Source organism: Flavobacterium pisciphilum, assembly GCF_020905345.1.
GTDB lineage: Bacteria > Bacteroidota > Bacteroidia > Flavobacteriales > Flavobacteriaceae > Flavobacterium > Flavobacterium pisciphilum.
The window spans coordinates 379,796-400,770 of the sequence record NZ_JAJJMO010000001.1 but is presented as its reverse complement, the minus strand read 5'-3'; the positions used below and the strand labels follow the sequence as shown (position 1 = coordinate 400,770).

The 20,975-nt window shown below is 31.7% G+C and carries 17 protein-coding genes and 2 pseudogenes; 15 read left to right on the top strand and 4 right to left on the bottom strand.

From position 1 onward, the window contains the following. The first annotated feature begins 11 nt into the window (after positions 1-11). The 6 genes from LNQ49_RS01650 (at position 12) to LNQ49_RS01625 (ending at position 6,236) form a co-directional block, all read left to right on the top strand. Positions 12-1,274 (top strand): efflux RND transporter periplasmic adaptor subunit, encoded by a 1,263-nt coding sequence (locus LNQ49_RS01650; protein ID WP_229987042.1) that lies wholly within the window; start codon positions 12-14, stop codon positions 1,272-1,274. Positions 1,275-1,302: 28 nt separating this feature from the next. Next, positions 1,303-2,064 (top strand): ABC transporter ATP-binding protein, encoded by a 762-nt coding sequence (locus LNQ49_RS01645; RefSeq protein WP_229991309.1) that lies wholly within the window; start codon positions 1,303-1,305, stop codon positions 2,062-2,064. After that, positions 2,051-3,271: an ABC transporter permease gene (locus tag LNQ49_RS01640; protein ID WP_229987041.1), complete on the top strand. Its 1,221-nt coding sequence runs from the start codon at positions 2,051-2,053 to the stop codon at positions 3,269-3,271. Before LNQ49_RS01645 ends, LNQ49_RS01640 begins: the two co-directional genes overlap by 14 nt. Before the next feature lie 117 nt (positions 3,272-3,388). After that, positions 3,389-3,811, top strand: coding sequence for an MgtC/SapB family protein (locus LNQ49_RS01635; protein ID WP_229987040.1), 423 nt, complete (start codon positions 3,389-3,391; stop codon positions 3,809-3,811). A gap of 580 nt (positions 3,812-4,391) precedes the next feature. Next, positions 4,392-5,264, top strand: coding sequence for an AraC family transcriptional regulator (locus LNQ49_RS01630; RefSeq protein ID WP_229987039.1), 873 nt, complete (start codon positions 4,392-4,394; stop codon positions 5,262-5,264). 114 nt (positions 5,265-5,378) lie between these two features. Beyond that, a complete protein-coding gene (locus LNQ49_RS01625) occupies positions 5,379-6,236 on the top strand; it encodes an MBL fold metallo-hydrolase (RefSeq protein ID WP_229987038.1) in 858 nt (285 codons plus the stop codon). 132 nt (positions 6,237-6,368) lie between these two features. Here the strand turns inward: LNQ49_RS01625 and LNQ49_RS01620 are convergent, their stop codons facing one another. After that, a complete protein-coding gene (locus LNQ49_RS01620) occupies positions 6,369-7,148 on the bottom strand; it encodes a helix-turn-helix domain-containing protein (protein WP_229987037.1) in 780 nt (259 codons plus the stop codon). Between the two features lie 90 nt (positions 7,149-7,238). On the opposite strand from LNQ49_RS01620, the gene LNQ49_RS01615 reads away from it, so the two are divergent. Continuing rightward, entirely contained in the window at positions 7,239-8,444 is a 1,206-nt protein-coding gene (locus LNQ49_RS01615; RefSeq protein ID WP_229987036.1) for a CynX/NimT family MFS transporter, read from the top strand. Between the two features lie 192 nt (positions 8,445-8,636). Here LNQ49_RS01615 and LNQ49_RS23270 read toward each other — a convergent pair. After that, positions 8,637-8,759: pseudogene (locus tag LNQ49_RS23270) on the bottom strand (DUF4494 family protein); the annotation flags it as partial. Positions 8,760-8,949: 190 nt separating this feature from the next. Here LNQ49_RS23270 and LNQ49_RS01605 point away from each other — a divergent pair. Beyond that, positions 8,950-11,019 carry a hypothetical protein gene (locus LNQ49_RS01605; RefSeq protein WP_229987035.1) on the top strand — a complete coding sequence of 690 codons (2,070 nt, stop codon included), beginning with the start codon at positions 8,950-8,952 and terminating at the stop codon, positions 11,017-11,019. A gap of 27 nt (positions 11,020-11,046) precedes the next feature. Beyond that, positions 11,047-11,553, top strand: a complete 507-nt coding sequence (locus LNQ49_RS01600; protein WP_229987034.1) for a hypothetical protein — start codon at positions 11,047-11,049, stop codon at positions 11,551-11,553. Between the two features lie 45 nt (positions 11,554-11,598). On the opposite strand, the pseudogene LNQ49_RS01595 reads toward LNQ49_RS01600, so the two are convergent. Next, positions 11,599-11,824 (bottom strand): annotated as a pseudogene (locus tag LNQ49_RS01595) (DUF4494 family protein); the annotation flags it as partial. A 171-nt stretch (positions 11,825-11,995) separates the two neighbouring features. On the opposite strand from LNQ49_RS01595, the gene LNQ49_RS01590 reads away from it, so the two are divergent. Next, positions 11,996-14,080 (top strand): hypothetical protein, encoded by a 2,085-nt coding sequence (locus LNQ49_RS01590; RefSeq protein WP_229987033.1) that lies wholly within the window; start codon positions 11,996-11,998, stop codon positions 14,078-14,080. Positions 14,081-14,180: 100 nt separating this feature from the next. Here the strand turns inward: LNQ49_RS01590 and LNQ49_RS01585 are convergent, their stop codons facing one another. Further along, positions 14,181-14,726 (bottom strand): DUF4494 domain-containing protein, encoded by a 546-nt coding sequence (locus LNQ49_RS01585; RefSeq protein ID WP_229987032.1) that lies wholly within the window; start codon positions 14,724-14,726, stop codon positions 14,181-14,183. Positions 14,727-15,050: 324 nt separating this feature from the next. On the opposite strand from LNQ49_RS01585, the gene LNQ49_RS01580 reads away from it, so the two are divergent. The 5 genes from LNQ49_RS01580 (at position 15,051) to LNQ49_RS01560 (ending at position 20,962) form a co-directional block, all read left to right on the top strand. Further along, the gene (locus LNQ49_RS01580) at positions 15,051-16,031 is read left to right on the top strand and encodes a helix-turn-helix transcriptional regulator (protein WP_229987031.1); all 981 of its coding nucleotides are present in this window, start codon (positions 15,051-15,053) and stop codon (positions 16,029-16,031) included. A gap of 8 nt (positions 16,032-16,039) precedes the next feature. Further along, the gene (locus LNQ49_RS01575; protein WP_229987030.1) at positions 16,040-17,035 is read left to right on the top strand and encodes a helix-turn-helix transcriptional regulator; all 996 of its coding nucleotides are present in this window, start codon (positions 16,040-16,042) and stop codon (positions 17,033-17,035) included. Between the two features lie 680 nt (positions 17,036-17,715). Next, the gene (locus LNQ49_RS01570; protein ID WP_229987029.1) at positions 17,716-18,696 is read left to right on the top strand and encodes a helix-turn-helix transcriptional regulator; all 981 of its coding nucleotides are present in this window, start codon (positions 17,716-17,718) and stop codon (positions 18,694-18,696) included. 7 nt (positions 18,697-18,703) lie between these two features. Next, positions 18,704-19,702, top strand: coding sequence for an AraC family transcriptional regulator (locus tag LNQ49_RS01565; protein ID WP_229987028.1), 999 nt, complete (start codon positions 18,704-18,706; stop codon positions 19,700-19,702). A 324-nt stretch (positions 19,703-20,026) separates the two neighbouring features. Next, on the top strand, positions 20,027-20,962 hold the full coding sequence (locus LNQ49_RS01560) for a PorP/SprF family type IX secretion system membrane protein (RefSeq protein ID WP_229987027.1): 936 nt from the start codon (positions 20,027-20,029) through the stop codon (positions 20,960-20,962). Positions 20,963-20,975: the final 13 nt, after the last annotated feature.

The window sequence follows — 20,975 nt, the reverse complement described above, 5'->3', positions numbered from 1 at the left end:
AAAGTGCAAAAATGAAAAAGAGTAAATTAATAATCATTATCATCATTGGGTTGTTGCTTATAGGATGTATAGGATACTTTATTTTTCATAAAGAAGGTAATACTGTAGAACTGATTACCGAAAAACCTCATTATGGAGATATAGCAACCAGTGTAACCGCTACAGGAAAAATTCAACCTGTAGATACTGTAGCTGTAGGAACACAGGTTTCGGGTACAATACAAAAGGTATTTGTAGATTTTAATTCGGTAGTGAAAAAAGGGCAATTGCTGGCACAAATTGACCAATCGTTGTTTCTTGCACAAGTAGAGCAGATAACAGCCAATTTGCAATTAGCAAAGAGTAATCTGAGTTACCAATCATCCAATTATAATAGACAAACTGAATTATATAAGGCTGGGGGAATTAGTAGAGCCGATTTTGAAGCTGCCAAAAATCAATATGAAGTTGCAAGAGATAATGTAAATAGCGTTACTGCACAATTAAAATCAGCACAGAGGAATCTTTCCTTTACTAATATTTCATCTCCTATTGATGGCACTGTTCTGTCTAGGAAAGTAAGTGAGGGACAAACAGTAGCTGCAAGTTTAAATACGCCAACATTATTTAGTATCGCCAAAGATCTTACCAAAATGCAAGTTCAGGCATCAGTTGATGAGGCAGATGTAGGGAATGTTAAAGTAGGAGAAAAAGCAACTTTTACGGTTGATGCTTTCCCAGATGATGTCTTTGATGGAACTGTAATCGAGGTGCGCCTGCAACCAGCTATTTCTTCAAATGTAGTTACTTATACTACTATTATTAATGCTAGTAATGATGCCTTAAAGTTAAAGCCTGGAATGACTGCAAATATTATTATTTATACCAAGGAAGTTAAAAATGCATTGCTTATTTCGGCAAAAGCAATTGCCTTTCAGCCAGATTCTACATTAGGGAAGCAATTTAAGATTAGAAAACTGTTTTTAGGAAGCATTAAGGATAAGAAAGGTAAAGGGAACTATAAAAATAAAAACGAGCCTGCTAACAAGTTCCAAAAAGATAGCACCGATCATAAGAAAGCTATTGTATGGAAAAAGGTAGGTGATTCGTTATTGCCAATACATATAAAAATAGGACTAGATGATGATGTTAATGTTCAGGTATTAAAAGGAATTACTGAGCAAGACGAAATTATCACTGGAGTAAATGCATTAAAGCAAGTTAAAAATTCTAAAGGAACAGAACAAAGTCCGTTTATACCAAAACGTGGTGGCGGTGGATCAGGGAAAAGATAAGAGCATTCAAAACACAAAATTAATTGTGATGGGTAAAAAGATTCTAGAAATACAAGACTTAAAAAGAGAATTCACCATGGGATCTGAGACAGTTAGAGCCTTAAAAGGAGTGTCTTTTGATGTTATGGAAGGAGAGTTTGTCACTATTATGGGAAGTAGTGGTTCTGGAAAAACGACCTTGCTTAATATTCTGGGATGCTTGGATAAACCTTCGGATGGGAATTATTTGTTGGACGAGGTAAACGTAAAATCACTTTCTAAAAATGAATTGGCTGCATTGAGGAATACCAAGATTGGTTTTATCTTTCAGTCATACAATCTTTTGGCGCGCACTTCAGCTATAGAAAACGTTGAACTTCCATTATTATATAATTCAAAAGTATCTACAAAAGAAAGAAGAGAAAGAGCTATTCATGCACTAGAAGCAGTAAAACTAGCAGATAGGCTAGATCACTTTCCGAATCAACTTTCAGGAGGACAACAACAACGTGTTGCTATTGCGAGAGCATTAGTAAACGATCCTGTAATGATTCTTGCCGATGAAGCTACAGGGAATCTAGATACAAGAACGTCCTATGAAATCATGGCTTTAATTCAGGAATTAAATGCACAAGGTAAAACAATAATCTTTGTAACTCACGAGCCAGATATAGCTGCTTTTAGTAACAGAACAGTAACACTTCGTGACGGAAGAATCATTAAAGATTTTAATAACCAAAACATAAAGTCTGCCAAACAAATGCTTGCAGATTTTCGTGTAGATGAAGATTATAAATATGAAAATAGCTAATCTTTTTCTAATAGCTTTAAAAGCGTTACGCCGCAATAAGCTCCGCGCATTATTGACAATGCTGGGGATTATTATTGGTGTGGCTTCAGTTATTGCAATGGTGGCCATAGGACAAGGTTCTAAGAAAAGTATACAGGATCAATTATCTAGTATGGGTTCGAACATGATTACGATTAGACCAAACAGTAATGTAACTGCTGGAGCACGTTTGGATATATCCAGTGTGCAAACGCTTACGCTTAGTGATGTTGATGCATTAAAAAAAGAAACAAAATATTTAAACGCTATTTCTCCCGCTGTATCAAGCAAGGGACAGGCAATAAATGGTGCACTTAACTGGCCAACTACAATGCAAGGAGTAAGCATTGATTATCTTAAAATTAGAGACTGGCCATTAAAGGAAGGTATCATTTTTCGAGAATCAGATATACATACTGCAAATAAGGTATGTCTTATTGGTCAAACGGTAGTAGATAATATATTTCCGTATGGTGTAAATCCGATAGGGCAGATCATTAGGTTTAATAAGATTCCTTTTAGAGTGATTGGAGTATTAGAATCTAAGGGGGAAAATGCATTTGGGCAAGATCAAGATGATATTATTATATCTCCCTTTACAACTGTACAGAAAAGAATAACAAACTCAATTTATCTACAAAATATTTATGCATCTACAGCCGATGAGAGTTTAACACAATTGGCAACCGATGAGATTGGGCAAATAATGCGTACAGCACATCGGCTTAAAGCTAAAGATGAAGATGATTTTTCGGTACGAACGCAGGCAGAATTAATTAATACGTTTAGTTCAACCAGTCAGCTATTAACTGTACTGCTAACTGCAATTTCGGGTATTTCACTTTTGATAGGTGGAATCGGAATTATGAATATCATGTATGTTTCGGTTACTGAGCGAACTAAAGAAATAGGATTACGTATGTCTATTGGAGCAAACGGAAGAGATATCTTATTGCAGTTTTTAGTCGAAGCGATATTAATTAGTTTAACAGGAGGATTGATAGGTATAGTTTTAGGAATTGTGGCTTCTGAGTTGATCCAATATTTCTTGCATTGGCCAACATTAATTTCGGAGTCTTCAGTTATTCTTTCGTTTTTAGTTTGTGCTATCACAGGAATCTTTTTTGGGTATTACCCAGCTCTAAAAGCATCAAAACTAGATCCAATTGAAGCCTTGCATTTTGAGTAATTTATAATATTAAGTTTGATATGATTTTAAAGCGCTTAAATTGACTTATTTAAAGTAATAGTTTAATATTTTAAATTCATAAAAAAGAATGTTTTAATAATAAAAAAAGTTATTATTTTGGATACAAAAGAATTTTTAATACGCCTTGTAATTGCAACTTTTGCAGGATTGATTATTGGTTTCGAAAGACAATGGCATCATAAGGAAACGGGGTTAAAAACGAATATGTTGGTAGCAACAGGAGCAGCAGCATTTGTATTGTTGTCAATCAAAGTTGCAGGAACAGCTCCCAATATTGATGTAACTCGTATTACTGCCCAAGTGGTTATGGGGGTTGGATTTCTTGGGGCAGGAGTAATTTTTAGAGAAGGGTCTAATGTGCATGGATTAAATTCGGCAGCTACAATATGGTGTAGTGCTGCAATAGGATGTATCTCAGCATCGGGTTATTTTACAGAAGCTTTAATCTGTACATTTTTAGTAATTATAGTTAATACCGCTATTGAACCCGTAGATAAGTGGTTACGAAATAGGAAGTAAAATTGAACCTGTGTATTAACTACAACTGAAAACTTGTAACTGTGTATTAACCGCAAAGTTCGCAAAGATTTACGCAAGGAAGGCAACGGTTTATTTTAAACTGAATACTTTCTTAGCACGCAGATTTAGGGGATTTAGCAGATTATTTATTGAGAGTAAATACTCTACTGTTAAGCACTGTGACTGAAGACTTGTAACGGAGTATTAACCGCAAAGTTTGCAAAGATTTACGCAAGGAAGGCAAGCTTCTATTTTAAACTCAATACTGTGACTGAACACTTTCTCAGCACGCAGATTTAGGGGATTTAGCAGATTATATATTGAGAGTTAATACTCTATGATTGATTACTGTGACTGAAAACTTATAACAGAGACTAAGCACTAAAATATAAAAGGTATTATGTTATCAAAATGGTATGTATTTTGACTACTTTGGTATCAAGTTGAGTATGTATGTTATTTAATTTTGAGATGATAATTTATCTTAAATAATTACTTTATATAAAAGTGTATTTAATCTTTATAATTAGAATTTTAGATAATAAAAATATATCAATTTTAAATATTAAAAATCAATAAATTGAAAACAATCAAATTTAATAAATCAGACTGTGGCGTTGAGGTGCTTCTTAATGTATTGCATGGAGATCAGGTAAAAGAAAATTATTTGAACACAGATGCTTACAATACTGATTTTTTTGAAATTTTACTTTTTAAAAAGGCTAAAGGATCAGTGATTTTAAATCAAAGAAAAATTGATATTACAGACAATACGATTGTTTTTATTTCGCCATTTCAGAAAAGACAATGGAACTTAGAAGCTGACGGATTGGATTTTACCATACTGGTTTTTCAAGAAGACTTTTTGAATGATTTTTTCTCAGACAAACTCTTTTCATATCGGTTGTTGTATTTCTATCAGTTGAATTATCCTTTAAACATTAGTATAGAGAAAGAGGATCTTCAAAAATATTGTAATTTACTTACTGAGATTAAGGTTGAAATCATAGATAGCAAACCTGATAGTATTCATATAATTCGTTCACTTATTTATTATGTTTTGCAGAAATTCAATCGCGAATATGCTTCTAAAAATAATCTTTCTCTTGATCGACCAGAGAATAATTATGCTTATCAGTTTAAACAATTATTAGAACTACATATCAGAGAAAAACAACGGATTGATGATTATGTTCTTTTATTAGGAGTAAGCAGAATTACTATAAATGCAGCAGTAAAAAAACAGTTTAATGTTACTGCTACGCATCTTTTAAAACAGCGACTTCTTTTTGAAATAAAGAATGATCTTATACATTCTGGTAAAACAGTGACTGAGATAGCACATGAGCTTCATTTTTCAGAGCCTAACCACATGATGCGTTTTTTTAAGGCACAAACAGGAATAACGACTAGTCAATTCATGTTGGATTATCAAAATGGTATATTTTCATAGTTGTTTGGTAGCTTTTCAAAATAACCCCATACTTACTTTTGTATTATAATTTATCGCTCTATATCTCATGCCAGAGGTAGGGTGGTAGATACTAATTATGTAAATAAAATGGACATGAAAAGAATGTTTTTAGGTATTGCAGTAAGTTTATTTATGGTAGTTTCTTATGGACAAGCAACTACTAATAAAAAGGCAAGTATTCAATTAATCAGAAATGCAACTTTGGTATTTAATTATGCTGGCAAAGAATTCCTTATTGATCCAATGTTGGCAAAAAAAGGAGCTTATCCAGGGTTTGAGGGGACTGCAAATTCGCATTTGCGCAATCCACTTGTAGAACTTCCCGTTCCAGCAGAAAGCCTTCTAAATCCAGATGCAATTATTGTGACTCATTTACATCCAGATCATTGGGATGAGGTTGCAATAAAGATACTTCCGAAAGACAAACCTCTTTATGCTCAAAACGAACAGGATGCCGAAGCAATTAAGTCTGTTGGTTTTAAAGATGTCCGCATTTTATCTGATAAATCTCATTTTGAAAATATTAAGTTTCAAAAAACAGAAGCGCAACATGGATCGGACGAATTATATGCTAATCCTCAGATGGCAGCCATTATGGGTGAGGCTTCAGGTTTTTTCTTTAAGGAATCAGGACAGAAGTCAGTTTACTTTGTAGGAGACGCAATCTGGACGAGTTCTTTTGAGTCTAATTTGAGAAAGTTAAATCCAGATGTTGTTGTCTTGAATACTGGCTTTGCTCAAGTAAATGGCTTTGGAGCAATTATTATGGGGAAAGAAGATGTAACGAGAGTACACAAAGTTTTGCCTAATGCAACAATAATAGCTGTACACATGGAGGCAATTAACCATTGTATTCTTAGTCGTAAAGAACTTGCCGAATATGTCAAGAGTAATGGAATCTCTGATAAAGTAATCATTCCAGTAGATGGACAGGTTATTAAACTTTACTAATATGAGCAGATTTTGAACTACAGCAATCATAATCGAAAAACCACTTCTTAAAAGGAGTGGTTTTTTTGTTTTTTAAATCAGATTATAGGAGAAATGTTCTTGAAAAGCTTCTTGAATTTGATTAACACTATATTAAACTCCTAAAAACTCATTAGGTCTTTTATTTAAAATTTGAAAAAAACTAGAACTGAACGCTTGTAGGCTTTTGTAACCTACAAGATAAGCTACTTGTGATACCGAATATTTACCAGTAGTTAAAAATTCAACGCCTTTAATAATTCGTACCAATTGAATATACTTTGAAATCGTAATTGTAGTTTCTTTTTTAAAGACTCTTTCTAGGGAACGTAATGACATATTATTGTTTTCTGCAATTGCACTAACTTGCAGGTCATCTCCGATATTGTCAATAATGAAGTTACTTATTTGTAACAACCGTTCATCATTTGGAACTGCAATATTTAAAGTCATTACATTTTCAAAGAAGCTTGGTAATTCTACAAAAATGGCATTCAAAAAGGCTTCTTCTGCAACTGAATATTGTTCTATTTTACTCCACTTAGCCGAATAAGAGATAATTTCACGGAGGACTGGAGGAACAGAAAATATTTTTAGTTTATCATATAAATTATCTTTTTTGCCAATAGAGTAAAAAATGGTTCTTAGATTTATATTGTCCGAAGATGCAGTTGTCCTGTGCGATAGATTAGAGGGAATCCATGCTGCATGATTTTGAGGTAAAAGATAAATCCGACCTTCAACATGCAAATATTGAAATCCTTTCTCTACATAAACAAGTTGTGCTCTTTCATGAAAGTGCTCTTCGGTATCATGTATCCAATTGTCCTCAAACCACACATGGGCTTTTTTTTCAATACGATCTACTAATTCACTTGGTTTTTCATTTTCCATGGCAGAGTGTGTTTGTTGTCGTTTTAGATTAAACATATGGCAAATTTAATTATAATATCCATTTTAAATTTGCAGAAGTTAAAATAACATATGAATAAGCATAAAAATAACTGGAAAAATAAGTCGGAATTTGGCTTTAAGATTGCGCTACCATTTATAGGAATAATATTTGTAGCCTCTACATTACGTGCACCACTTACAGCCCTTGGGCCTGTACTAACTGAAATAAGTAGTTCACTACAACTATCAAATAGCGAAGCTGGATTGCTTACAACCATTCCTTTAATGGCATTTGCATTTCTATCAATTTTGGTAGGACAGTTATCAAGAAAACTAAGTATAGAGAAGTTTTTATTGTTTTCTATAGCGTTATTAATCGCAGGGTTATATATAAGAGTTTTAGATACCGTAGCTACATTATTTATAGGCTCAGCTATTTTAGGTATAGCAATATGCATTGGTAATGTTTTGGTGCCAGGATATATAAAGAAAACGTTCCCTGATAAATCTGGAATGGTTATCGGTTTTTATTCTGTATCGATGAATCTAACAGCAGCTCTTGCTTCTGGTTTTAGCATTGCAATTGGTAAGTTAAGTGGTCTTGGCTGGAAAGGTTCTTTGGGAATATGGATATGGATTGGTGTTTTTTCCTTCTTGTTATGGATCCCAATCGTGCTAAAAAGTAAAGAAAATGTTGAAAAAACAGAAATTACAAAAAGCAATATAAATATTTTTAAATCTCCATTAGCATGGCAAATTAGTATCTTCATGGGATTACAGTCTCTAATGTATTATTCTATTGTGACTTGGCTTCCTATGTTATTACAAGGGTTTGGTATGCCAAAAGAAGAAAGCGGATGGGTTTTGTCTTTTATGCAATTGGCAATGCTTCCTTTAACTTTTTTAGGACCTATTATCGCATCTAAACTTTCCAATCAAAAGATTTTGGTTCTAATTGTTGCAGCAGGAATGTTTGTTAGTGTATTGCTTATTATGATGTTTCAATTGCAATATATCTATGCTGCTGTTATATTATTTGGAATCTCCTCAGGACTGGCTTTTAGCTTGTCAATGATGTTTTTTGTGCTTCGTACAGGAGATAGTCATACTGCTACAAGAATATCTGGTATGGCGCAATCTGTAGGTTATCTATTGGCAGCGTTTGGGCCACCTATTTTTGGTAAGTTATATGAATTTGATAATACATGGAATTTGTCGTTGTATTTTCTTTTACTAATGGCAGTAATATTATTAATAACAGGTTTGAAAGCGGCACGTAATCAACTGATAAATTAATGTAAACCTAAGTAGCACAGATTTACATTCTGTGACTTCAAAATGAATCTAAAAAAGCCATTCCTTAATAGGAATGGCTTTTCTATTTTAAATAGTCCGTGTTGATAAATAAAAAAGAGGACTAAAAAATCACTCTTCTTATAAACGATTATAAAAGCAAAGTTATTGCTCAGCTTCAGCTCCAATAAAATCAGGAATAGTATAAATACCCATAGCATTTTCCATTATAACGATTGTATTGTCATAAGCCTCTTTTACATCATTGGCTTGAACTAATATGTACATGTTTAACCTACGTTTTTTATCACTTTCTTCATAAAGAGACTTTTGATTTGAATCAATGTCTTTAGCTGTATAATTTTAATTTAGGATGACTTATTGTATTTATTTTATGATTTTAAATGGTAGTAATGGGGAAAAATGTATATCTAACTTTGCCCCTAATTAAAATATGATTACATGTTTGTAATTGATAAAATGGAGTAGTTAATATAATTTTTTTTTAATGAGATATTTTTTATTTGATAGTTATAAAATAGTAATTTTTGTAGTGCTATTTTGGTGCCCAGTAAATAGTATTGCTCAGGAAGCACAGTGGGGGGGACCAAGTATCTCATATAGTTTTAAAAGTGAGAGTAGCACTTTTAATTACCTTACTGGGGGAGAAGTTGTTCCAACCCTTAGTTTTGATGATAGTGTGAGTGATAAGTTGCCCATAGGTTTCTCTTTTCAATTTGGATGTGAAATTTATTCTGATTTTTATGCTAGTTCAAATGGAACAATTTCTTTTAATGTTCCTTTTATTCGTGAAAACAACTCAATTGCCTCGCTAGTTCCTAGTGATTTGACTTTGCTAGCTCCTTTATGGGATGATTTAAGTGGAATTGGTGGTGTTTTTTCATATCGTACTACAGGTGTAGCACCAAATAGGGTTCTTATTGCGGAGTGGAAAAAATGGAAGTGGGCTTATAATGCTTCTTCGCCTGTAATTTCTTTTCAGGTTAAGTTGTATGAAGGAACCAATAGTATAGAATATATCTATAATCAGGAGCTAGGTTTAAATACAAACTCAAGCGCTTCTATTGGTATATTTAATGGTATTGATTTTAATGCGCCAGCTAAACAATTATGGTTGAATAATAGTGGTGTGAATCCTGTCGCTTCTATAAATTTTATCTCTAATATAAGTAAACGCCCAGCAAATGGACAATTATATCGATTTACTCGTAATGACAATGACGATCACTGTAAAGCTAGTTTCTATGGACAAACAATAATAAACAAAACGGGTGGGACAAATACAGTTGATGGACTTAAAATTACCTTATCAGGTGCTGCAAATATGCAAATCCGAAGGAAATATTTAAATCAAATATATAATCCTGTTAACAATTTAGTTAAAGGTACTTCAGATCCATACGGTGTTCCAGGGAGTACACATGGTATCGTACTTTCTGTTGGGAATACTTATTTTGCTGGTGGAACATTATTAGAAACGTTAGCTAAAAATAGACTAGAGGTTGTTAGTAGTACACTGCAAAGCCATATAGAATCTCCTCTTGGTCATTTTGAAAATGAAATTAAACTCGCTGCCGTCAAAAATGGCTTGACTTATTATTTGACAGTAAAATATATTTATAATTTTCCAGATAATTATTTTTTTATAGATTATATGATAACTATACCATCTGGCAATACTGAAGAAGTTAAACTGGCACATGGTTGGGATTCTTATCTAGAAGGGAAAGATGTTGGGCCAGGATTTGTATCTGGTACAGCCCCTAATTTGGTTGTTGGAGTAACAAGAGAACCCTCCTATGAAGCTTTTGAGTATATTGGAGGTGTGCCATGGAGTGGTTATTTTTCTGCTTACTATGGTTTATTAAATGATGATTTAGGAAGTGAGATGATTTTTAAAAACACTATAAACCCTGGACTTAATATTGATAATGGTATCGGTATTTCAATGAATTTTGGTACAACATCAGGTAGTTATACAAGTAATAATAAAGTGGTTTTTTCTTGTGCAGCGGGAAATGAAGCCCCAATTTTAGTAAATAAAGGAGTAATTTGTCAAGGTTTGGCTTTAGATTTAAATAGTCTTGTTACATCCTCAAAACCATTTGGTACAGTTTTAGTTTGGAAAGATGCAAAAGGAGTAGTGGTTATAGATCCTACAGCCGTTACTACTAGCGGAACTTATACGGTGTATTATTATTCTGAAAAATACAACTGTGTGTCTCCTTCTAGTTCTATTGTTATTACACTTGATCATACGTGTGGAGTTTGTTATAAACCGGGTATTGTTACAGGTACGCAAGCAGGTTCTTTGACAATTATTTCTAGTCTGGATCGAAAAAATCACCCTGCAGTGAATCAAAGAAACGGAGCTTTAATTTTAGAATCTAAAGAAAAAGGGTTTGCAATTAGTAAAGTTGCTTCACCAGAAATAACTATTGCTATCCCAGTTGAAGGAATGCTTGTTTACGATACTATCAGTAATTGTTTAAAGCTTTATAATGGTACTACTTGGAACTGTATTGAGCAAACATGTATTGATAAAATAATAGAGTAAGTATTTAATTAATAATCAACTTGAAAAATGAAAAACATATTATTTATAATTTTGACGATTGGTGCTGGATTAACTGCAAACGCCCAAGTGGCAATTGGCAAGCACAATGTAGAAGGTTCAGGAATATTAGATTTTGGTACAGGAGGTGTTTCAGGAATCGTTTTACCTTGGGTAACTACATTACCTACAGGAATTGCTTTAACTCCAGGCATGTTAATTTATAATGCTATTCAAAAAAAAGTTATGTATTATAACGGTGTAACTTGGATAGATTTATCTATAAATACTGGTGCTGTAAATTTGTTAGAACAAAATGGAATTCCAGAAGTAGATGGGGGAACAGTTATTGGAGATTTAAGCAGTTCAGTAAAAGGAGTACTTGTTTTGCAAACTACCGATAAAGCATTGATATTACCTAAAGTGGGCTCTCCTCATTTAAATATAGTTAAACCTATGGCGGGTACAATTTGTTATGATACCGTCAAAAAAGTGATGTGTATTTATAATGGGAATGAATGGTCGTTTTGGAAATAAATAAAAGATTTAAAACTTGATAATGTAAATTTACAATCTGTGACTTCAAAGAGAGTCAATAAAGCCATTCCTGTTAAGAATGGCTTTTTCTATTTGTTCCATTTCTCCTTCTTCACAACTAAAATAAGAGAAAACATCCATAATAGAAGATTCAGCAATAGCAGGAATAGTGTAATCACCCATGGTATTTTTCATTATAGCGATTGTATTGTCATAAGCCTCTTTTGTCATTGGCTTGAACTAATATGTACATGTTTGAGCTACGTTCTTTAACAACTTTCTTCATAAAGAACCTTTTAATTTAAGATGACTTATTGTATTGGTTTTATGATTTTAAATGGTAGTAATGAGGGAAAATGTCTTTCTAACTTTGTCCTTAATTAAGATATGATTATAATGTTTGTAATTGATAAAATGGAGTAGTTAATATAATTTTTTTTTAATGAGATATTTTTTATTAGATAGTTATAAAATAGTAATTTTTGTACTGCTACTTTGGTGCCCAGTAAAGATTGTTGCTCAGCAACCTCAGGGGGGAGGGCGTGAAAAGCCAAGTATCCCATATACTTTTAAAAGCGAGAATAGCACCTTTAATTATCTTACAGGGGGAGAAGTTGTTCCAACCCTTAGTTCTGATAATATTGGGAGTGGTAAGTTACCCATAGGCTTTTCTTTTCAATTTGGATGTGAAATTTACTATGATTTTTATGCTAGTTCAAATGGAACTATCTCTTTTAATTTTCCTTTTTTTGTTGAAGAGAACTCAATTGTCTCACTATATCCTAATAACCTGACTTTACTAGCTCCTTTATGGGATGATTTAAGTGGAGTTGGTGGAGTTTTTTCATATCGTACTACAGGTGTAGCACCAAATAGGGTTCTTACTGCGGAGTGGAAAAACTGGAAGTGGGCTTATAATGCTTCTTCGCCTGTAATTTCTTTTCAGGTTAAGTTGTATGAAGGAACCAATAGTATAGAATATATCTATAATCAGGAGCCAAATTTAAATACAAACACAAGCGCCGCTTCTATTGGTATATTTAACGGCATTGATTTAACTGTGGAAGCTAAACAATTATGGTTGCATAATAGTGGTGTAAATCCTGTCGCTTCTATAAATTTTATCTCTAATATAGATAAACTCCCAGCAAGTGGACAATTATATCGTTTTATTCGTAATGACAATGAGGATAGCTGCAAAGCTAGTTTCTATGGCCAAACAGTGATAAACAAAACGGGTGGGACAAATGCAGATGATGGACTTAGAATTACTTTATCAGGTGCTGCAAATATGCAAGTCCGAAGGAAAAATTCGAATCAAATATATAGTTCGGGCAACAATTTAGTTAAAGGTACTTCAGATCTATATGGTGTTCCAGGGAGTACACATGGTATCGTACTTTCTGTTGGCAATACTTATTTTACTGGTGGAACATTATTATTAACAACGTTACCTAGAACGAGGCTAGAGGTTGTTAGCAGTACACAACAAAGTCATATAGAATATTCTCTTGGTCATTTTAAAAATGAAATCAAACTCGCTGCTGTCAAAAATGGCTTGACTTATGATTTGACAGTAAAATATGTTTATAATCTTCCAGATAATTATTTTTTTATAGATTATTCGATAACTATACCATCTGGGAATACTGAAGAAGTGAAATTGGCACATGGTTGGGATTCTTATCTGGAAGGGAAAGATGTTGGGCCAGGATTTGTATCTGGTACAGCCCCTAATTTGGTTGTTGGAGTAACAAGAGAACCTTCCTATGAAGCTTTTGAGTATATTGGAGGCGTGCCGTGGAGTGGTTATTTTTCTGCTTACTATGGTTTATTAAATGCTAATTTAGGAAGTGAGATGACTTTTAAAAATACTATAAACCCTGGACTTAATATTGATAATGGTATCGGTATTTCAATGAATTTTGGTACGACATCAGGTAGTTATACTAGTAATAATAAAGTGATTTTTTCTTGTGCAGCGGGTGATGAAGCCCCAATTTTAGTAAATAAAGGAGTAATTTGTCAAGATTTGGCTTTAGATTTAAATAGTCTTGTTACATCCTCAAAACCATTTGGAACAGTTTTAGTTTGGAAAGATGCGAAAGGAGTAGTGGTTATAGATCCTACAGCCGTTACTACTAGCGGAACTTATACTGCGTATTATTATTCTGAAAAATACAACTGTGTGTCTCCTTCTAGTTCTATTGTTATTACACTTGATCACACGTGTGGAGTTTGTTATAAACCGGGTATTGTTATAGGTACGCAAGCAGGTTCTTTGACAATTATTTCTAGTCTGGATCGTAAAAATCACCCTGCAGTGAATCAAAGAAACGGAGCTTTAATTTTAGAATCTAAAGAAAAAGGGTTTGCAATTAGTAAAGTTGCTTCACCAGAAATAACTATTGCTATCCCAGTTGAAGGAATGCTTGTTTACGATACTATCAGTAATTGTTTAAAGCTTTATAATGGTACTACTTGGAACTGTATTGAGCAAACATGTATTGATAAAATAATAGAGTAAGTGTTTAATGGCTTTTTCTATTTTATAAAGTCCATATATAAATAAAGAAGAGGACTAAAAAAGTCCTCTTCTCATAAACGATTATAAAAGTTAAAGTGTATTATTCACTTTCTGCTCCAACAAAATCATCTCCTGTTTCTCCAGCAGCAACCAATTCTGGTTTTGAAGCCTTAAGAGCATTGAATCTTTCCAATTGTTCCATTTCTCCTTCTTCACCACTAAAATAAGGGAAAACATCCATAATAGGAGATTCAGCAATAGCAGGAATAGTGTAATCACCCATGGTGTTTTTCATTATAGCAATTGTATTGTCATAAGCCTCTTTTACGTCATTGGCTTGAACTAATATATACATGTTTGATCTACGTTCTTTACCACTTTCTTCGTCATACGCCATTAAAGAAACTTTTGATTTAAACCAACGATCTGCATTTTCAAAAGGGTGAATTTCGGCATAATTAGCCATTTTTATATTTGTGATTTTAAATTCTTCACTAATATAGGCAGACATTTCTTCATTAATTCTGGTTTCAGCTTCTGTATAAGATAAAGCATCTACCAAATAAGGTTCAGTTGTAACCTTTTGTGTTCCAATATCATCTGTCTTTCTATATTTTACTTTGCATTCGTACCAAATTGTGCTCATTTATTTTTTTTTAAGGGTGTCAAAGATAGATTTTAATGAAAAAGAAATCAACAATTCATGAAATAGATATTCACAATTTAAAAAGATGGAGAAGTATTGATTTTTCTTTTGCTTATTGTTATTTGCCAAGCTAAACATTTTGCATAAATAGAAAGAAAAATAATATAAAAAATAATTAATTTAACTTCTTTTTTTAGGATGTTTCTCATGAAAAAATAAGTGCATATATTTTGTCTGAAGCCTAGTATTTAGAGTGATTATAATGAAATTATAGGGGTGATTCTGAGCGTTTTTTATTAATTTTATAATAAACATTTTTTTCTTATGAAAGTGATAACTCTTAGACGTGGTGCGGATTTAGAATGGATTGATATATTGGCGAAAGCCTTGGGAGGTACTATTGATGGAAATTTTATTAAAGGAAATAACGAATTATACGAAGGAACACATTATGTTTTGCCATGGGATAATAATAGATCTGCCATGATGGGAGATGTTACTTATAAAGATACCACATTATTAGAATTTAAAAATGATGTGGATCATTTTATAGGGTTTTATTTTTATGTTTTGAACCAAGATATTAATTTTATTTTAGATGATGAAGCTACATTAATAGGCAAGCAAGATTATAATTTATTAATTATGGATTGTGTTTTAGATTTTAATTATGTAATTAACAAAGATAATAGAACATATATAATTAGTATATACATAGATAAAACATTACTAAGAGGATATATGGACAAAATTCCAGCATTAAAAGCAATTACCAAGGATATTTTTGATGCTGAAAAGAATACTATTGTGTGGATGGATCGAATGAATACGGAGTGTGCTGCTTTAATAAAAGATTTTATGAAAATAACGTATGATAATTCGTTGTTTAATTTTTATTTTAAAGGATTGATAAATAATTTAATCGGAAATTATCTAGAGCAATTATTGACTAAAAAATTTATAATTGGTAAGGTAATGAGTGATGATGTAAAGAGTATTCTTGTCTCCAAAGTCATGTTATTAGAGTCTATTGATGAAGTATTTCCAGGAGTGGATTTTTTGGCAGAAAAAGTGTCTATGTCACCATCAAAATATAAAAAGCTATTTACTAAAATTTCTGGATTAAGTCCTGGGAGTTACTTTTATGGCAAAAAAATAGAACGCGCCAAAGAGTTATTAGAAACAGGACAATATACAGTTAGCGAGGTTGCGGATAAATTAAATTATGCAAATATTTCTTATTTAGCAAAGCGATTTAATAGCAAATACGGGATCTTCCCAAAAGAATACCAAAATTTATTATAAATATATTCATGAGTAATTTAACCCTCGAGTTTAAACACTTTTATTCCATAACACCTGCATGGCAACAAAAATTTGTTAATGAGTTAGATGCTAAAATTGTAGATAATGTTATGAGTTTACCTCCTGAAACGGCTAGTGGCTCTAGTTATTTTTTGGAAATTCTCCCAGATGTATCTGTTGATATTATTGATTTGGTTTTAAATAGACCGATTCACTTTATGCGAATGCCTTATGAAGATGATTTTTGGATTGTTTATTATGATTTGAGCGAGAGTTTTAGTAAACACATCGTAGATGATGTAAGTCATAAAATAGGGTATAAGTCAAAACTAAATTTTGCGATTGTAGATAACAAGATTGCGAGTAGTTATTTGGCTACAGTAGGAGAACGGTTTTATTCATTACGACTGCTTATTCGTAAATCATACATGAAAACATTTTTTAATGATTCAGAATTTGAGAAGGATTTTGAAGAAATCTTTGATGATGAAAGAAAGAAAATGTTCTTTTATGGTCATATTGATAGTCGAAGTAAAGTGATATTGCATGGTTTAAAGCAGCAAAATATAGACAATCCTAGTTATGAATTTTTATTAAAAGGATCAGTTTTTACTTTATTGGGATATTTAATAGAAAGATTAAAAGCTAAAATGCCTAATACTGGAACTCACTTCGAAAAAGACATTGATGCGGTCATGCTTAGTCAACAGTATTTGTTGTCCAATCTAGCATCTCCATTTCCAGGAATAGAATTCTTAGCAAATATTGCACATATGTCGCCTACAAAATATAGAAGCTTATATAATACTATATTTGGAATGAGCCCTGCTTTATTTTTTAAAAACGAAAAATTAATATTAGCAAAAGAATTACTAGAAAGTGGTGATTTTAAATTAATTAGTGATGTAGCTTATGAATTAGGTTATAATAAGACCACCTACTTTTCGTCTATTTTTAGAGATTACTTTGGCGTTTTACCGCATACTGTGCTTAAGGCATCTTAGTAGAATAAATCATATTTAGAAATGAATACTATTTCCCGATTGCATGATGTAATCGGGATTTTTTTTGCTTGAAAAGGTTTAAAAACAAGGCAACTCATTTTGCGTCATGTAACTTTTCATGTTGATTTTATGAGTATCTGTGGTAGTTTAAAGAGCTATGTCCGATATACTTTTGTAATATACTCTAATACTATTTTTGTTAAAAGAAATCACAAAACGTTGATTTAGTTATAAATAAAAATATGTAAGAGTAATCTGTAGAAATGAAAACAAATGTAATAATAATTAATATGTATTAAAAAGATAATGAGCATAAATAATATATAGTTAATGTTCATTTAACATACAAAGATATCCTAAAAAAAATGATAATATAAATATGACTTATCAGACTAGGAGCATGAAAACCTGAAGCATTTATGAGAAACTGATTCTGAAAAAAGTTTTGGATAAAGAAAAATGGGCTTCATGGTTGAATTCTTGATTATACTTTAGAGAATGTAGAGGGAAAATGATTTCTTAAATAAATTATCTATTAAAAATTCTAGCTATTTATGCAAAACACAATATAACTACAACCTATTATTGGTAAATAATTGGACTAGTTTTTTGCAAGCGGTTAGCTTTTTTTTAGAGTTTTTATTAATAAGAATTATGAAATTATAAGTTAAACTTTTAGTATGAAAACAATTGCACATAACAACAATACAGAACAGGATTGGATTGATGTATTAGCTGAAGCCATAGGAGGTTCTATAGAGGGAAATTTTATTAAAGGTGATAATGAAATTTGGAAAGGAACCCATTTTGTTTTACCAATAGAAGATGGCATTACTGCTATGTTGGTTGACACAACATATAAAGAAGAGGTATTATTAAAATATCACAATGAAAACTCCAATTTTATAGGGCTGTATTTTTATCTCACTAATTTGGATGTTGAATTCATTATAGAAAAGCAATCAACTTTGATAGGAAAATTAAATTTTAATTTATCTGTTGTAGATTGTGCAATAGACATGCATTATATTGTTAGAAATGGCACTCGAATATTTGTCATTTGTATTCTATTTGATAAGGAAGCTTTAAAAAAGTATTTTGCTAAAATAACCAAAATAGCACCAATTGCAAATATAATTCTTGATGCTGAAAAAAATACAATTATCCGTTTGGATCGTATGTGTCTTGATAGTTTAATTTTAATAAAAGATTTTAGGAAAACACCCTATGATAATCCCTTATATGAAACTTATTTTAAAGGTCTTATTTATGGATTAATAGGCAATTATCTGAATCAGTTAGGAAATAAAAAAATTATTATAGACAAAACAATCAATGTTGATATAAAGAGCATTATAACCTCAAAAGCGATGCTGCAAAGTAATATTGAGGGACCGTTTCCTGGTGTGATTTTTTTGGCAGAACAAGTTTCTATGTCCCCTTCAAAATACAAGAAGTTATTTGCCAAAATCTCTGGGGTGAATCCAGGAACCTATTTTTACAATAATAAATTATATCGTGCCAAAGAGTTACTAGAAACAGGAAAGTTTACAGTAAATGAAGTGGCTCATAAATTAAACTATGCGAATGTTTCTTATTTAGCAAAACGATTTAATGAGATGTATGGCGTTTTTCCAAAGGAATATCAAAGTTTATTTTAAAAAGAATATGGATATAACAATTCCGGAATTTAAACATACTACATCATTAACACCTGAATGGCAACAAGATTTTGCTGATAGGTTGGGATGTACAAGAGTCAATAATAAATTAATGTATTTTCCTGAGAGCAAGGCTAGCGGTTCTAGTTATTTTATGGAGATTAGTCCTGATATATCAATACTTATTGTTGATCTGGTGCTACACAAACCCATGCGCTTAACACGAATGCCGTCTGAGGAGGATTTTTGGATTATTTATTATGATATGAGTGATAATTTTAGCAAACATTTTGTAGACAATGTCAAACATAATATAGGGTATAAATCCAAGCTTGGCTTTGCTATTATGGATAGCAACCATAAAAGCACTTATGTTTCTCAGGTTGGACAAAGATCATTTTCTTTGAGATTGTATATTCGCAAATCGTTTATAAAAACGTATTTTCAAGATGAATTTTTAGATAAAGACTTCAAAAATGTTTTTGATGATAAAACGAGAAAAATGTTTTATTATGGACATATAGATAGCAGAAGCAAAGTTGTGTTACACAGTTTAAAACAACAAAAGATGGATCTTATGAATTATGAGTTTTTACTAAAAAGTGCCACTTATAAACTTTTTGGTTATTTTGTTGAAAGGCTAAATTCTAATATGCCCAAAGTAGGATTGTTTTTAGAAAAGGATTTAACAGCCATCATGAAAACACAAAAGTATTTATTATCTAATTTGATGGTTCCTTTCCCAGGAATTATAGTGTTAGCTGAAATTGCCCATATGTCGATTTCAAAATATAGAAATTTATATGCTAGTGTATTTGGCATGAGTCCAGCGACTTATTTTAAAAATGAAAAATTAATACTAGCAAAAGAATTATTGCAAAGCGGAAAATTTAAATTAATTAGCGACATCGCTTATGAATTAGGGTACAATAAGACCTCCTATTTTTCATTGGTATTTAAACAGTATCATGGCTATTTGCCTAATGTAGTATTTAAAGCAAAATAAATACAATTTGAGCTAATTTTTGATGAGTCTATTTTTTTTGGATATAGATTTTACCCGATTGCATAATGTAGTCGGGTTTTTAGTTTTAAGGCTTAAATGTATATAAATACATTGCTATTAGATTGCTAAGTTTCTATGCTTATAATTTGCAATCGAAAACTTCCCATCAAAAAGTAAATCCTAAATTAATTTACTATTTAAAAATACTGATATACAGTTGTTTATGTACTATGTCTTTTAGTGATGATTTTATGAATTTATGTGGTAGTGCCAAAAAAATCTGAAGCCATAATTTTGGGCATATTTTAAATAAATAGTATAAAAATGAAAAAATTAAATTTATTTATAGCAGTTATATTATGTTGTTATTCTAGTACTATGTTAGGACAACAAGACGCTCAGTATACCCAATATATGTATAACACAATTAATATAAATCCAGCTTATGCAGGTTCGCGAGGTACACTTAGTGTTTTCGGAATGCATAGAACCCAATGGGTTGGACTGGATGGAGCACCAGTGACCAATACTGTTTCAGTTAATACTCCCATTAGTTCAAATATGGGATTAGGAATTTCTGTAATTAATGATCGTATTGGACCTTCAACAGAGAATAATTTATCAGTAGATTTTTCATATTCAATTGATACGTCACCATTTTATAAACTGTCCTTTGGATTAAAAGGAACAGCTAACTTGTTGAATGTTGATTTTAATAAACTTAATATTCAAGATCCTTCAGATCCTAGGTTTCAATATAATATCGATAATAAATTCTCACCAAATATTGGAGCAGGGGTATATCTTCATTCTGGTAAATCCTATATCGGACTTTCTATTCCGAATATGTTAGAGAAAAAATATTTTAATAAATCAGCAAAGGATGAGTCAGAAAGTTATGTTGTAAAAGATCGTATGCATTATTATTTAATGGCAGGTTATGTTTTTGATTTAGATTACAATTTAAAATTCAAACCTTCCTTATTAACAAAAGTTGTGCAGGGATCTCCGTTGCAAACAGATATTTCAGCAAATTTTTTATTCAATGAAAAATTTACTGCAGGTGTTGCTTATCGTTGGAGTGCGTCGGTAAGTGGTCTTGTAGGGTTTCAAGTTTCAGATTCTTGGTTTGTAGGGTATTCATATGATGCAGAAACAACTAAACTAGCAAACTATAATTCAGGATCTCATGAAATCTTTTTGAGATTTGAGTTATTGAGCAGGTCAAAAAATAGAATGATGTCACCAAGATTTTTCTAAATAAAACTAATTA